At 61.7% G+C, this 13,666-nt stretch carries 14 protein-coding genes; 10 read left to right on the top strand and 4 right to left on the bottom strand.

What is annotated here, in order from left to right; genetic code table 11:
• The 3 genes from HPO_RS14520 to HPO_RS14510 form a co-directional block, all read right to left on the bottom strand.
• Positions 1 to 621 (bottom strand): TadE/TadG family type IV pilus assembly protein, encoded by a 621-nt coding sequence (locus tag HPO_RS14520; protein WP_035600270.1) that lies wholly within the window; start codon positions 619 to 621, stop codon positions 1 to 3.
• Complete coding sequence (locus HPO_RS14515) at positions 621 to 1,187, bottom strand: TadE/TadG family type IV pilus assembly protein (protein WP_241767931.1); 567 nt, start codon at positions 1,185 to 1,187, stop codon at positions 621 to 623. The genes HPO_RS14520 and HPO_RS14515 overlap by 1 nt, the downstream gene beginning before the upstream one ends.
• Positions 1,188 to 1,289: 102 nt before the next feature.
• Positions 1,290 to 1,733 (bottom strand): pilus assembly protein N-terminal domain-containing protein, encoded by a 444-nt coding sequence (locus HPO_RS14510; RefSeq protein WP_035600269.1) that lies wholly within the window; start codon positions 1,731 to 1,733, stop codon positions 1,290 to 1,292.
• A gap of 306 nt (positions 1,734 to 2,039) precedes the next feature.
• On the opposite strand from HPO_RS14510, the gene HPO_RS20330 reads away from it, so the two are divergent.
• The 10 genes from HPO_RS20330 to amaB all read left to right on the top strand — a co-directional run bounded on the left by HPO_RS20330 (position 2,040) and on the right by amaB (position 12,701).
• The gene (locus HPO_RS20330; protein ID WP_084324345.1) at positions 2,040 to 2,213 is read left to right on the top strand and encodes a Flp family type IVb pilin; all 174 of its coding nucleotides are present in this window, start codon (positions 2,040 to 2,042) and stop codon (positions 2,211 to 2,213) included.
• A gap of 143 nt (positions 2,214 to 2,356) precedes the next feature.
• Positions 2,357 to 2,872 carry an A24 family peptidase gene (locus HPO_RS14505; RefSeq protein WP_035600267.1) on the top strand — a complete coding sequence of 172 codons (516 nt, stop codon included), beginning with the start codon at positions 2,357 to 2,359 and terminating at the stop codon, positions 2,870 to 2,872.
• Between the two features lie 98 nt (positions 2,873 to 2,970).
• The gene (cpaB, locus tag HPO_RS14500; RefSeq protein ID WP_051612652.1) at positions 2,971 to 3,816 is read left to right on the top strand and encodes a Flp pilus assembly protein CpaB; all 846 of its coding nucleotides are present in this window, start codon (positions 2,971 to 2,973) and stop codon (positions 3,814 to 3,816) included.
• A 2-nt stretch (positions 3,817 to 3,818) separates the two neighbouring features.
• Positions 3,819 to 5,426: a type II and III secretion system protein family protein gene (locus HPO_RS14495; protein WP_035600266.1), complete on the top strand. Its 1,608-nt coding sequence runs from the start codon at positions 3,819 to 3,821 to the stop codon at positions 5,424 to 5,426.
• 13 nt (positions 5,427 to 5,439) lie between these two features.
• Positions 5,440 to 6,150, top strand: a complete 711-nt coding sequence (locus HPO_RS14490; RefSeq protein ID WP_035600265.1) for a CpaD family pilus assembly protein — start codon at positions 5,440 to 5,442, stop codon at positions 6,148 to 6,150.
• A 34-nt stretch (positions 6,151 to 6,184) separates the two neighbouring features.
• Entirely contained in the window at positions 6,185 to 7,588 is a 1,404-nt protein-coding gene (locus tag HPO_RS14485; protein ID WP_035600262.1) for a CpaE/TadZ family protein, read from the top strand.
• 25 nt (positions 7,589 to 7,613) lie between these two features.
• Positions 7,614 to 9,095 carry a TadA family conjugal transfer-associated ATPase gene (locus tag HPO_RS14480; RefSeq protein WP_035600259.1) on the top strand — a complete coding sequence of 494 codons (1,482 nt, stop codon included), beginning with the start codon at positions 7,614 to 7,616 and terminating at the stop codon, positions 9,093 to 9,095.
• Positions 9,095 to 10,126, top strand: coding sequence for a type II secretion system F family protein (locus HPO_RS14475; RefSeq protein WP_241767930.1), 1,032 nt, complete (start codon positions 9,095 to 9,097; stop codon positions 10,124 to 10,126). The genes HPO_RS14480 and HPO_RS14475 overlap by 1 nt, the downstream gene beginning before the upstream one ends.
• A 13-nt stretch (positions 10,127 to 10,139) precedes the next feature.
• Positions 10,140 to 11,159 (top strand): type II secretion system F family protein, encoded by a 1,020-nt coding sequence (locus tag HPO_RS14470; protein WP_035600258.1) that lies wholly within the window; start codon positions 10,140 to 10,142, stop codon positions 11,157 to 11,159.
• A gap of 39 nt (positions 11,160 to 11,198) precedes the next feature.
• The gene (amaB, locus tag HPO_RS14465) at positions 11,199 to 12,701 is read left to right on the top strand and encodes an L-piperidine-6-carboxylate dehydrogenase (protein WP_035600256.1); all 1,503 of its coding nucleotides are present in this window, start codon (positions 11,199 to 11,201) and stop codon (positions 12,699 to 12,701) included.
• Positions 12,702 to 12,713: 12 nt separating this feature from the next.
• On the opposite strand, the gene HPO_RS14460 is transcribed toward amaB, so the two are convergent.
• A complete protein-coding gene (locus HPO_RS14460; protein WP_035600254.1) occupies positions 12,714 to 13,580 on the bottom strand; it encodes a tetratricopeptide repeat protein in 867 nt (288 codons plus the stop codon).
• Between the last annotated feature and the right edge of the window lie 86 nt (positions 13,581 to 13,666).

Below are 13,666 nucleotides of genomic sequence, written 5' to 3'. Positions count from 1 at the left end.
TCAGCTCGATGGGCCGAAGGCAGGCGGGCCACTGCCGCCTTGGCGGATGCGTTCGATGTTCGAAACGCGCCGGGGGCGGAGATAGAAGGTGTCGCTCATCGTGATCGATGTATCGATCACCACGCTGAAGCCGCTTGTGTAGTCATACTCGATCTCGGTCAGGATCACCGAACCGGGCTGGGGCACAATGCCCTCCGGCACCGGCACGATGGAATTGACCACGCGTGGCTCCATCTTGTACCCGTCTGACCAGGCAACCCGCTTCTGGCCATTGCCGTTATCGACGATGGATGTAATCCGCATACGGGTTTCCGATGCCTGATAGGGCTGCATCATCACCGTGGCGGCGTTGTAGAGCTCTCGCATGTCCTCATCGGATACCGAAGCAAGGCGTGAGGTGAGATCCCCCAGGCTGGAGGCTGTCGCGGTGACGCGGCGATCGGCGCGCATCATGAAGCTCAGCTCGATACAGCCGAAGAAGATCAGCACTAGGAGGGGCGCGATAAAGGCAAACTCGACGGCCGAAACTCCATCCTCATTGCGAAGAAGGCTTTTCAGGCCAAGCCGCCGGGGCGCGTTCTTCCGCTCCAGGCGGGCTTTGAAATAGTGATTGAGCAGCATTAGGATTCGCTCCCGAAGGGCTCGTTGCGGAACACTACATTGGACTGGATCAGGTGTTTGTGGCCGGCCATGTTGGCGAGGGGGGCGGTGAGACCGGGAGTCATCAGATTCCACTCATAGAATACGCGCACGGCCACGATATCGTTGGGGCCGCCCGGAATGAACCCGAATTCCTCGCCATTGATGGCGCCCGCGTCGTTTAGAGGTGAGCCCGTTGGTACGAGGTTGAAGCCATCGATGGTCTGGACGTCGAAATAAAGGCGGTTCTGGCAGTCCATCATACCCATCAGTTCACTGCAGAGCAGTTCCCGGAACTCTTCAGGTGTCATGCCCGCCTGCTGCACAGCGCCCGTGCGCAGCGGCCGGGCGGCATCGGCAATTCCATGGTCAAGGATCGCCGCCATGATGAAGATCATGCAGACTTCCAGCAGGCCAAAGATCAGGAAAAAGAAGGGAGCGGCGATCAGCGCAAACTCCACCGCAGCGATGCCGCGATGGTCGTTGGCATAATCGCGAAAACGCGCCTTAAGGCGCATCGCAAGGCTATATCGGATGCTGGGCATCATCAGGCTATTCCCCCCAATGGGATCAGCCTGAAGCTTTATCATGTTCCGGTTTGTGGCCCGTTGATCAGGTCGATGCAATTTTACGCATCGCCTGGTTGGCGGTCAGTTGCCTTCGGTCAAGGCCTGGGCTTGCAGCTGCTGCTGCATGAGGCCGGAGAAATAGGCCGGATCATCCCCCAGCGTCAGCGCTGACCGGCAGACCGGGGCGCAATCATAAGTCTGGTTCTGGCCGGCGCGGTTGATGGTCACCAGGTTGGATGAATTGGCGGTGACGACCACTTCGGCGCTGTAAACCTCTTCGCCGGCCTTGTTGAACACCATCAGATTGGTGGTGCCATAGCTCTTGCCTGTCACGAAGATCAGCCGCTCGTCATGCACGGCGACATCGGCAATGTTCTTGTTGCCCACCACGATGCTGGAGGCAGGGCCGGAAAGGCGCAGGGGCACGGTTTTTGAAGCCTCGATGGACAAGTGCTGTGCCAGGGCGGCGCCGGAGAGAACCAGGCTGGCGAGAGCAGCAAGGGCAGGCTTCACGAGGATCTTCATTATACGGAAACTCCGGCGCATGTTTTCCGGAACCTCGCCTATTTTGGTTTCCTATTTCCTAATGCCCCGCCGGCATGGCTAACGCATTCCGCCGGGAAGGGGGATTTTCAAGGTATATATATAAGGAATCGCGCGCGCGTAGGGCCCAGGCTTGCTGCGGCGTAATCAGTAAACAACCCCCTGATTTCGCTTCATGAATTTTCTGACTCCGGAAACGAGATCTCAAAGTTGCTCGTGTAGAACTATCCCTGTTCCGGGAATAAAAGTTTCTAGCCGGAACTGTCAAACGCATGATGGGAGTTTCCAATGTTTGCACGTTTTCTGAAAGACGAGTCCGGCGCAACCGCTATTGAGTACGGCCTGATCGCCGCTCTGATCGCTGTCGCCATCATCGGTGGTGTTTCGGCTCTTGGTACCGAAACGCGTGGTACCTTCGATGACGTTTCCGGCGCACTGGCTGATCGTCCTGACCCGACCTAATAAAAACCAGTCAATGGTTTAAGAGAGCCGCCGGTTCGTCCGGCGGCTCTTTTCATTTCGGCATGCGCTCCAAGCGCCTCAAGGCTTCTTTCAGGCTTTTGCGCCATGGTCGGCTGCTGATCTCGATCTTTGGGAGACGTCTTATGGTGCTCATGGTTCTCGCCGCTCTTTTCCTCTGCCTGTGCGTGCTGGCGGCGCTTTATGATGTAAACCAGCTGAAGATCCCCAACTGGCTGAACCTCACCCTTGCCGGCCTGTTCATTCCGGCGGCGGCCGTGTCCGGCCTGCCGCTGGAGATCATCGGGGGGCATCTGATGGCCGGGGGGCTGGCCTTCGTGATCGCCTTTGGCCTCTTCGCCTTCCGCATTTTCGGGGGAGGGGACGCCAAGATGATCCCCGCCGTCGTGCTCTGGATGGGGCCGGAAGCGGCGCTTCCGTTTGCCTTCAAGATGGCGATTGCGGGCGGCCTCTTCGCCACCCTGATTCTTGCGGTGCGCCGCACGGCCCCGGCCGAAACCATTCCGGGCTTCATGCGCGCGCCCTTCCATCCCAAGGCGCCCGTACCTTACGGGGTCGCGATTGCAGCCGGCGCCCTGCTGGCGGGCGCGGCCTCTTCCCTCCTGGCCGGCCTCTATGCTGCAGCTGGAATTTCCGGTTAACGATCCTTTAGGCGGCGCGTGCAATTTTCCCCACAGTATGAACTGGCTGGCCGTATGCGTTTACCTTTGCATACGGAATTGGGAGGGAGAGGCGCCGCATGTCGCCGATACGCATTATTATCCTGTTGCTGGCGCTTGTGGCAGCCGGCGGGGCAGCCCTGCTTGTAAGCCGCATGAGCCAGCCGCAGGTCGTCACCGAGACGGTGACCCGCGACAACACCATCGTCCAGACAGAACAGGTCTCCGAGATCAAGGTTCTGACCGCCAAGCGGGACTTCGCCATCGGTGAACAGATTAAGGCCGAAGACCTCCAATGGTCGGTCTGGCCTGAGAAGGGCGTTGTCGAAGGTCAGTATACCGAAGCGGCGGCCCCGAATGCGATCGAGGACATCGCAGGCGCAGTTGTAAAAATGCCGGTCTACAAGCGGGAACCCCTGATGCCCCAGCGCATCGTCAAGCGCGGCGAGGCGGGCCTTCTGCCGGTGTTGATGGGCGCAGACATGCGCGCTGTCTCGGTTGGTATATCGCCTGAGTCTGCCTCGGGGGGCTTCATTCTGCCCAATGACCGGGTGGATCTGATCCTTACCTATGAACAGAAGCCGACCGCCAATAATGGCCTGACGGAAGAGCGCACCGTTTCCAAGATCATCCTTCAGAATGTGCGTGTGCTGGCGATTGACCAGGCCTATGCACCCGGCGCGCCGGAAGAGTCCACGCGTATCGGCCGCACCGCAACGCTTGAGGTAACCCCCTCCGAAGCAGAGCTGGTGGCCCTGTCGCAAAGCAAGGGACAGCTTTCCCTCGCACTGCGTCCGCTCAGCGAGGAAGCCGTCAGCGCCGCGCGCACGCCGCGCCTCGAGCTGAATGGCGGCGACGATGCCGGCAGCGCCGTGATGATTATTCGCAACAGCAGGCCGACCCTTACGGCCATGGGGAGCAACTGATTATGCGCATGATGAAGGCGCTGACCTGCGCTACCCTCATTACAATCGCAGCAGGCCCGCTGGCGGTGGCCCAGACCGTGCCGAACGGGATGGGAACCAGCATCACGAAGCCGGGCGACCAGGCCGTTTCCCGCCGGGTGACGCTCGGGGTCGACAAGTCGATGATCGTCGATCTGGAAGCGCCAGCCGCCGATGTGGTGATTTCCAATCCCGAGATCGCAGACGCCGTTGTCCAGACCGCGCAGCGGATCATTTTCCGCGGTATCCGGTTCGGCCAGACCAATGCGCTGATCTTCGACCGGGCAGGGCGCACGCTGCTCGACCTCAACATTTCCGTTGAAACCGATCTTGCTTCCCTTGAGGACACCATTTCCCGGCATGTTCCCGATGCGCGGGTAAAGATTGAAAGCATCAATGGCAGCATCATCTTGACCGGGATGGTGGATAATCTCTCCCAGTCCGATCAGGTCAGCCGTCTGGTCAAGGCCTTCTTCCCGGAAGCGGCTGCCGGCGGCAGCCTTCAGATCGTCAATATGCTGAACGTCAACGCGGCGGATCAGGTTCTGCTTGAAGTGCGCATCGTCGAGATGCAGCGCAGCGTAATCAAGCAGCTGGGGATCAATCTTTCCGGCTCCACCAGCTTTGGAGAACTTGCCAGCCAGTCGCTGCAGCAGGTGTTCCAGGGCGGCCTGCCCTTGTTCTTTGATCCGGATACGGGGCAGTACAATACCACCGGACAGGGCAATGCCGTCGAGATGCTCCAGCCCGACAGCCCCTTCACCAATTCCTTCTCCGGAAGCGCGTCCAATGGTTTCAACGTTCAGGGCCAGGCTCTGGGCGGGGTGTCTCTGAAAACGGGCTACACCAACTACAATAATGGCCGCTTGCAGTCCTCTGTCGGGGCGGCAATCGATGCGATGGAGCGTATTGGCATTGTCCGTACACTGGCAGAGCCCAACATCGTGGCAATGTCGGGCGAGAGCGCGAAATTCCTCGCGGGCGGCGAGTTCCCGGTGCCGGTCGGCCAGAACCAGAATGGCCAGATCACGGTGGAGTTCAAACCTTACGGAGTTGGCCTTGCCTTCACGCCGGTTGTCCTCTCCGAGGGGCGCATCTCGCTGAAAGTGTCGACTGAAGTATCCGAGCTGACTTCACAAGGCGCCTTCCAGGGCGCGGCGCAGACCTTTACCGATCCGGACGGCAACACCACGATTATTCAGGGCGCCACCCTGCCAGCCCTTTCGGTACGGCGGGCAGAGTCCGTGGTCGAACTTCCTTCGGGAGGCTCGATGATGATGGCGGGTCTCATTTCGGTGAAGGACCGCCAGACTGTCGACCAGCTGCCTGGTCTCAAGAAGCTGCCAATTCTGGGCGCCCTGTTCCAGTCGCGGGATTTCCTCTCGGATGAAACCGAACTGGTCGTGATGGTGACGCCCTATCTCGTCGGCCCGGCCAGCAAGGCGAACATGAAATCGCCCGCCGACGGTTATGCCAACGCCTCGGACGCAAAGACCATTTTCTTCGGCAAGCTGAATGAAACCTATGGCCGCGATGGCGCCCCCATCAAGGCTGACGAATATCGTGCCCCTGTGGGCTTTATGGAAGAGTAGGGCAAGACAGACCATGACCCGTCAGATCCGTTCGCTACCAGCTCTCATCGCCCTCGGCGCAAGCGCCGCGGCCATAACGGCCTGCGCCAGCGCCGCGCCGACCGCCGTGCCGGCGGCATATCTTGAAACCTCGCCGCTCGATCTCAATGCCATTCAGGTCGAAAAGCGCACCGAGTTTCTGGAAGTCGCCATCGACGCGCAGTCCAGCGAGCTTTCCAGCAGCGACCGGGCGCGTATCCGCGAATTCCTGGCAGGCTATGTGAAGCGCGGCCATGGGCCCCTGGTCCTGTCGATGCCCCAGGCCTCGGCCAATCCGCAGCTCGCGGTTGCCGCCGTGGCAGAGGCCCGCGCCATCGCCTGGGATCTCGGCGTTGAGTATGAAGAAATGACAGGCCGCGCCCATGGCGCGGGCTCGCCCGTCAGTGAGCCGATGATTCTGGCCTATCAGAGCTATGAGGCGATTGCGCCCTATTGCCCACCCAAGTCGACGGTGGATTTCAGCAATATCGATTCCAACAACCAACTGCCGACGCTGGGCTGTTCGGTCCGCACCAATCTGGCCGCCATGATCATTGATCCAGGTGACCTTCTCGGGAAGCGCGCGCTTGACCCGTCTGATCTTTCCCGCCGCGAGGTCATTCTGGAGAAGTTCCGTGCTGGGGAATCCACGGCGTCCGAACGGTTGAGCCAGGAGTCCGGCGCTGTCTCGTCGGCAGTTCAGTAACGTCTAGGCGCAAGCCTCGGGGAGCACAAAGAAGATGGGTAAAGACAATCCGATGTTCGAAGACGACATCGACCCTGAGTTCGAAGATGTCTTCGGCGAAGAGGGGCCATCGACACCGATAGGCAAGGCGACGGCGGCAATCTTTGGGGAAGCGCCCGCGGCAGCTGCGCCCGTGCAGCCGGTGGTGGATCTCGCGGCTCGTCCGGCCAACTACAATATGCCGGTTTTCTCTTCCGGAGATGAGGGTGGCGACGCCCTGCTGCCGGCCATTTCGATCAAGCTGTTCTATGAGCGTGAAGAAACCCGTCTGCTGATGGAACTTTGCGCGCAGGACCGGCGCATGGGCCGGGCCACCGTCGAGTGCCTGCCTGGCGGCATTCCGTCTGCGATCCATTATCTGCAGGGGAACCCCACCCCCAACCTCATCCTCATCGAGTCCGGCTCGGTGGCCGAGCAGGTGATCGCCGAGGTCGACGCGCTGGCCGAGCATTGCGACGAGCATGTGAAGGTCGTCGTCATCGGATCGGTCAACGACATCATGCTCTACCGCCAGCTGATGGCGCGGGGCGTATCGGAATACCTTGTTCCCCCGTTCCAGCCGCTTCAGATCATCCGCGCTATATCGAGCCTGTTTACCGATCCGGACGCGCCCTTTGTTGGCCGCCAGATATCCGTGGTCGGTGCAAAGGGCGGGGTAGGGGCCTCCACCATTGCCCACAACCTTGCCTGGTCGCTGGCGGAGAATATCAAGGTCAACACCACGCTGGTCGATCTCGATCTCTCCTTCGGCACCACCGCGCTCGACTTCAACCAGGAAACGCCCCAGACGATCGCCGATGCGCTGTTGGCGCCCGAACGGGCTGACGACGCGGTGATCGAGCGCCTGCTGGCGCGCGCCACTGAGCGCCTCTCCCTGTTCACCGCGCCGGCCCATATCAACCAGATCATCGATATTCCCGATGATGCGTACACGACCGTCATCCAGGGCGTGCGCCGGAACGTGCCCTTCATGGTGCTGGATCTGCCACATGTCTGGAACCAGTGGCTGCGCACCACGCTGATTCAGTCTGACGAGGTAATCGTGGTCTGCCAGCCAGATCTGGCCTCGCTGCGCAATGGCAAGAACCTGATCGACCAGCTCAAGGGCCACCGGGTCAACGACAACCCGCCCCGGCTGGTACTGAACATGTGCGGTGTGCCCAAGCGGCCGGAAATTCCGGTGAAGGATTTCGCCGCCGCCATCGGCGTGGAGCCCGAGATCATCGTGCCCTTCGATCCTGAAGTGTTCGGCACGGCGGCCAATAATGGCCAGATGATTTCCGAAACCGGCCCGGCCTCGCGCCCGGCCATGGCCATCGATCAGCTGGCTGCGGCGCTCAGCGGGCGGGCGATCCAGAGGGTGGAGAAATCATTCCTCAAGAAACTGCTGGGTAAGTAGAGCGTTCAAGAAAACGGGATAGATCATGGCTTTTGGCAAACGCTCGGTTACATCTTCCGCAACGCTGCCGTCACCGGCGCCTGCGGCGGCGCCGAAGCCGGCTGCCCCAGCGCCAGCCGCGCCGGCTGCGCCGGTCAAGCCGCGCGCGCCCGAGCCTGCACCTGTTGCGGCAGCAAAGCTCAAGACCCCGGAGGTGAAGCCCGAGCCCGTCCGCAAGGTCAATCAGCATTCCGATCAGTATTACGCGACCAAGACCACCATCTTCAACGCCCTGATCGACACGATTGACCTCTCCCAGCTCGCCCAGCTGGACACCGAGAGCGCGCGTGAGGAAATCCGCGACATTGTCGTCGAGATCATCAGTATCAAGAATGTCGTGATGTCGATCTCCGAGCAGGAATACCTGCTCGACGATATCTGTAACGATGTGCTTGGCTATGGCCCGCTTGAGCCGCTGCTGGCGCGGGATGACATTGCCGATATCATGGTCAACGGCGCCGACACAACCTATATCGAGGTCAACGGCAAGATCGAACGGACCAATATCCGTTTCCGCGACAATGCCCAGCTGATGAACATCTGCCAGCGGATCGTCAGCCAGGTTGGTCGGCGCGTGGATGAAAGCTCACCGATCTGCGACGCGCGCCTGCTCGACGGATCCCGCGTCAACGTGATTGCCCCGCCGCTCGCCATTGACGGCCCCACGCTCACCATTCGTAAGTTCAAGAAGGACAAGCTGAAGCTTGACGATCTGGTCCGCTTCGGATCGATCAGCGAAGCTGGCGCTGAGATCCTGCGCATAATCGGACATAGCCGCTGCAATGTTCTGATATCGGGCGGTACGGGCTCAGGCAAGACGACGCTGCTCAACTGTCTTACCGGCTTCATCGAGCCGGGGGAGCGCGTCATCACCTGTGAAGACTCCGCCGAACTTCAGCTGCAGCAGCCCCATGTGGTGCGCCTCGAAACCCGCCCACCGAACATCGAGGGTTCGGGCGAAGTCACCATGCGCGAACTCGTAAAGAACTGTCTGCGTATGCGTCCCGAACGGATCATCGTGGGCGAGGTGCGCGGTCCTGAAGCGTTCGACCTTCTGCAGGCCATGAACACCGGCCATGACGGCTCGATGGGTACGCTGCACGCCAACAGCCCGCGCGAAGCGCTCAGCCGTGTGGAATCCATGATCACCATGGGCGGTTTCTCCCTGCCGGCAAAAACCATCCGTGAGATGATTGTCGGATCGATTGACGTGGTCGTTCAGGCGTCGCGTCTGCGCGATGGCTCCCGCCGCATCATGTGTATCACCGAGGTGCTTGGGCTTGAGGGCGACACGATCGTTCTTCAGGATATCCTCAAATACGAGATCGACGGCGAAGACGAGAACGGCAAGATCACTGGCCGCCACAGGGGCATGGGCATCGGCCGGCCGCGCTTCTGGGAGCGGGCCTCCTACTATAACCTTGAGCGCGAACTCGCCGCTGCTCTTGATGAGGTCAATGGCGGCTGATGGCTGGTTCAATGGTTCCCTACATTGTCGCGGCGCTCGCCTTCCTGGCGATTGTCGGCCTGGGCCTTGTGCTTACCGGCAACAATGACGACGCGGCCCGCAAGCGTGCCAGGGCGATTAGCGCTGGTCGGGGAGGGGGGCAGGTCAAGGGCGGCAAGGTTGCTGACGAAAACGCCCGCCGCCGGGCAAAAACGCAGGAGATGCTCGAAGGGCTGCGCAAGCAGGACAAAGAGCGCCGCCGGAATGATCCCATGCGGAATATCGGGTCCAAGCTCACCCAGGCGGGTCTTGAGATACCCGTGCCGATGTTCTGGTTGCTTTCGGCTGTGTGCGGGCTGGTCTGTGCCGGGGTTGTCTATATTTCCGGCGCCGATGGTCTGGTTATCAACGGCATTTCCCTGAAAAGCCGGCCCGTTCTGGTGGCGGCGGCCTTCTTCGGCGGCACGCTGGGCGTTCCGCAGTTCATCCTGAACTTCCTCATCAAAGGGCGCCATACCAAGATGGTGAACCAGTTCGCCGACGCGCTGGACATCATTGTGCGCGGCGTGCGGTCCGGTCTGCCGCTGAACGAATGTATCCGCGTCATTGCAAAGGAAAGCCCCGAGCCGCTGCGCAAGGAGTTCATGACCTTCGCTGACAACCTCGCCATGGGCGCGGGTCTCGACCGTTCGCTGGCTGCGCTTTACAAGCGCATGCCGCTGCAGGAGATCAACTTTTTCGCCATCGTGCTGATGATCCAGTCGAAGGCGGGCGGTAACCTCTCCGAAGCCTTGCACAACCTCTCCTCTGTCATCCGCTCCCGCAAGATGATGCGCGAGAAGGTGAAGGCGCTCTCCTCGGAGGCCAAGGCCTCCGCGATGATCATCGGCTGCCTTCCTTTCGCGGTGGGCCTGATGGTCTTCCTCACCACACCCGATTACATCATGGAACTCTTCCGTACAGAGACAGGGCACGTCATCCTCGTGATGGCTGCCGGCATGATGGGCACGGGCATCACGGTCATGCGCAACATGATCAACTTCGACATGTGAGGCGCGGCGCGGGATGTATGAGTTTCTGCTCTCCTTCACCAAACCCCAGACGCTGGCCGCATGGCTGGTGGCGGCGGCCGTGTTCGGCACGTTCGTGACGATTTTCCTGCCCTATCTGCAGGGCAACAAACTGGAAACCCGCCTAAAGGCCGTGGCCAGCCAGCGCGAAAAACTCCGTAAGCAGAGCCGCGCGGCGCTGGAGAAAAAAGGTCTGCGCCGCAAGGACGACAGCGTTGTCGGGTCGATTTCCTCCAAGCTCAACCTTGCCCAAGCGCTGGAAGATCCCAACGTTGTCAAACTGATGAACCAGGCCGGCCTGCGCGGCCCGGGGCCGATCTCGGCCTTCTATTTCGCGCGGATGGCCATGCCCTTCGCCGGTGCAGGGCTGACATTCTTCTACATCTTCTTCGTCAATGACTTCGGCCTCAGCCAGTTCATGAAATATGGCTCGGTCATCTTCGGTGCCGCCGCCGGCTTCTATGCGCCAAACCTCTATATCTCAAACCTTGCCCAGAAACGGCAGAAGTCGATCATGCGCGCCTTTCCAGACGCGCTCGACATGCTGCTGATCTGCGTCGAGGCCGGCATGTCGATCGAGATGGGCTTCAACAAGGTCAGTCAGGAGATCGGCTCGGCCTCTCCCGAGCTTGCCGAAGAATTCGGCATCACGGTGGCTGAGCTTTCCTATCTGCCAGACCGCCGCCAAGCCTATGAAAACCTTGCCCTGCGCACAGGGCATGAAGGCGTCAAGGCCGTCTGTATGGCGCTGGGTCAGGCGGAGCGGTATGGTACGCCGCTCGGCGACGCGCTGCGCCTGATGGCCAAGGAAAACCGCGAAATGCGGATGTCGGAAGCCGAGAAGAAAGCCGCCGCGCTTCCCGCAAAGCTGACCGTGCCGATGATCCTCTTCTTCCTGCCCGTGCTGTTCCTGGTCGTGCTTGGCCCGGCCTACATCAAGTACAATGCGATGCAGAAGGAAAACGAGGTCGCCCCGCAGGTTACCCAGGTTGCGCCTTCCCGCGATATGGCCTGAGGGCTTTCCCCCGCCGCGCCGGGCGGCTAGACCGCTGGCATGACCCCAGTTGACCTTGCTGCCGCCAGCCTCGCTCGCCTTGGCGTTCCCATGCCCGCCGCCAAGGGCGGCCTTTCCTGCCGCTCGCCGCTTGATGGCTCCGTGCTCGGATATCTTCCCGCCGCTACAAGCCGGGACCATGAGTCCGCTGTCAGCGCAGCGGCAGATGCCTTTGTCGCATGGCGTGACGTGCCAGCCCCCCGGCGAGGGGAACTTGTTCGCCTGTTAGGGGAGGAGCTGCGCGCCGCCAAGGATGACCTGGCTGCGCTCGTCACGCTGGAGGCGGGCAAGATCCCTGCCGAGGCGGCCGGCGAAGTGCAGGAGATGATAGACATCTGCGATTTCGCCACCGGGCTCTCCCGTCAGCTGCATGGTCTCACCATCGCGTCGGAACGCCCAGGGCACCGGATGATGGAAACCTGGCATCCCGCCGGCATCACCGCCATCATCACTGCCTTCAACTTCCCCGTTGCCGTTTGGGCCTGGAACGCTGCGCTCGCCCTTGTCTGCGGCAATCCCGTGATCTGGAAGCCATCGGAGAAAACTCCGCTCACCGCGCTCGCCGTCAGCGCCGTGGCCGCCCGCGCCGCAAAGAAGTTCGGCGGCGTGCCCAATGGCCTCCTCGCCTGCCTCATCGGCGGCGCGGAGACCGGCGCCCGTCTGGCTGCGGACGAACGCGTGGCCGTCCTCTCGGCCACCGGATCCACCCGCATGGGCCGCGCCGTGGCGCCCATCGTCGCCGCCCGTTTCGGCAAGGCGATCCTGGAACTGGGCGGCAACAATGCTGGCATCGTTTGTCCGTCTGCGGATATGGACCTTGCGGTTCGCGCGATTGCCTTCTCCGCCCTCGGAACTGCCGGCCAGCGCTGCACCACCATGCGCCGCCTCTTCGTGCATCATGCTGCAAAGGAGGTGCTGATGGCGCGCCTGCAGACTGCCTTTGCCTCGGCAAAGGTAGGCGATCCGCGAGGGGAAGGGGTGCTGCTTGGCCCGCTGATCGATGAGGCCGCAGCTAAAGCCATGCAGACGGCGCTCGAAGAAGCCCGCGCCCTCGGCGCCATTGTCATGGGCGGCGAGCGTCTTCCTGGTCCCGGCGTCTATGTCCGGCCGGCCCTCGTGGAAATGCCCTGTCAGGCGGGGCCCATGCTGCGCGAAACCTTCGCGCCGATCCTCTATGTTCTGCCCTATACGGATCTTGCCGAAGCCATCGCACTCAATAATGCTGCCAGCGCGGGTCTCTCCTCGGCCATCTTCACCACAGACCTGCGCGAAGCCGAAACTTTCCTCTCGGCGGCAGGCTCTGACTGCGGCATTGCCAATGTGAATATCGGCACATCCGGCGCTGAGATCGGCGGGGCGTTCGGCGGTGAGAAGGAAACCGGCGGCGGGCGCGAATCCGGCTCGGATGCCTGGAAGGGCTATATGCGGCGCGCCACCAATACCATCAACTATTCCCGTGCCCTGCCGCTGGCGCAGGGCATCCGCTTTGACCTGCCAGACTAATCCGCAGGCAGATTACTGGTTCAGCGTACCGCGCAGCTGGCGCTTCGTGCCCGGTGCCGTGGAGGTGGACGTGTTGCCCCCGCCGATCAGCGCGTCATAGGTGCGTGCCGGCTGCACCAGCCCGCGCAGCAGGGCGGCATTCTGCTCGGCCACCTTGTCCGGGGCGTTCTGCGCGCTGACTTCCTTCATCTCGTCAAACCGCCCCTGCAGGCCAATCACGAGGGCCAGGTTTTCCGTCACCCGGCTGCCCGCGCCCGGCTGGGCGGCCGCCGCGCGCAGCTGCGCTTCTGCGCCTGCCAGATCGCCTGACAGCAGTAGCGAAAGCCCGTAATTGGTCAGGGTCGTCACCCGGTCGGGCTCAAGGGTCAGGGCGCGCTGGTAGTTCATCTGCGCCTGCCGGTGCATTTCCAGCTGGTCAAACGCCGTGCCCAGCGCCGCCCAGCCATCGGCCCGGTCGGGCGCGGCGCGCGTCACCTGCTCAAAGCTCGCCCGGGCGGCTTCATAATTGCCCTCTGACATCAGGATGCGCCCGTTCACCATCATCAGGTCAGCATTGCCGGGATGGAGGATCAGCGTCTTGTTAACCACATCCTTTGCCCGCTCCTGGCTGCCCATGGCGCGCAGGGCGACGGCAAACTGAAGGGCATTTTCGACGTTCTGCGGGTCTTTCTGGTATTCCTTGCCCCAGAAGTTCGCGCGGGTGAGGGGATCGGCCCGGTTGGCTGCCTCGCGTTCCTCCTGCGAGGCCGGGGCCAGCGCGGCCTCCATCGCCTCGGCCAGCGCCTTCTCTTCCTTGGTCATCCCGGTGGACGCGCAGGCGCTGCTCAGCGCGGTCAGCGCGAGCGCAAAACCAAGAAGGGGTTTTTTGGCACTGGACATCAGCAGGCTCCGTGTATGTATCCCTGAAGGTCAGGCAGACATTGCCCTCGCCTGGGTCAAGTTTCGGTTAACGCCGCAGCCCCAGC

This window comes from Hyphomonas polymorpha PS728 (assembly GCF_000685315.1).
Classification (GTDB): Bacteria; Pseudomonadota; Alphaproteobacteria; order Caulobacterales; family Hyphomonadaceae; genus Hyphomonas; species Hyphomonas polymorpha.
This window is presented reverse-complemented; position numbering and strand designations above follow the sequence as displayed.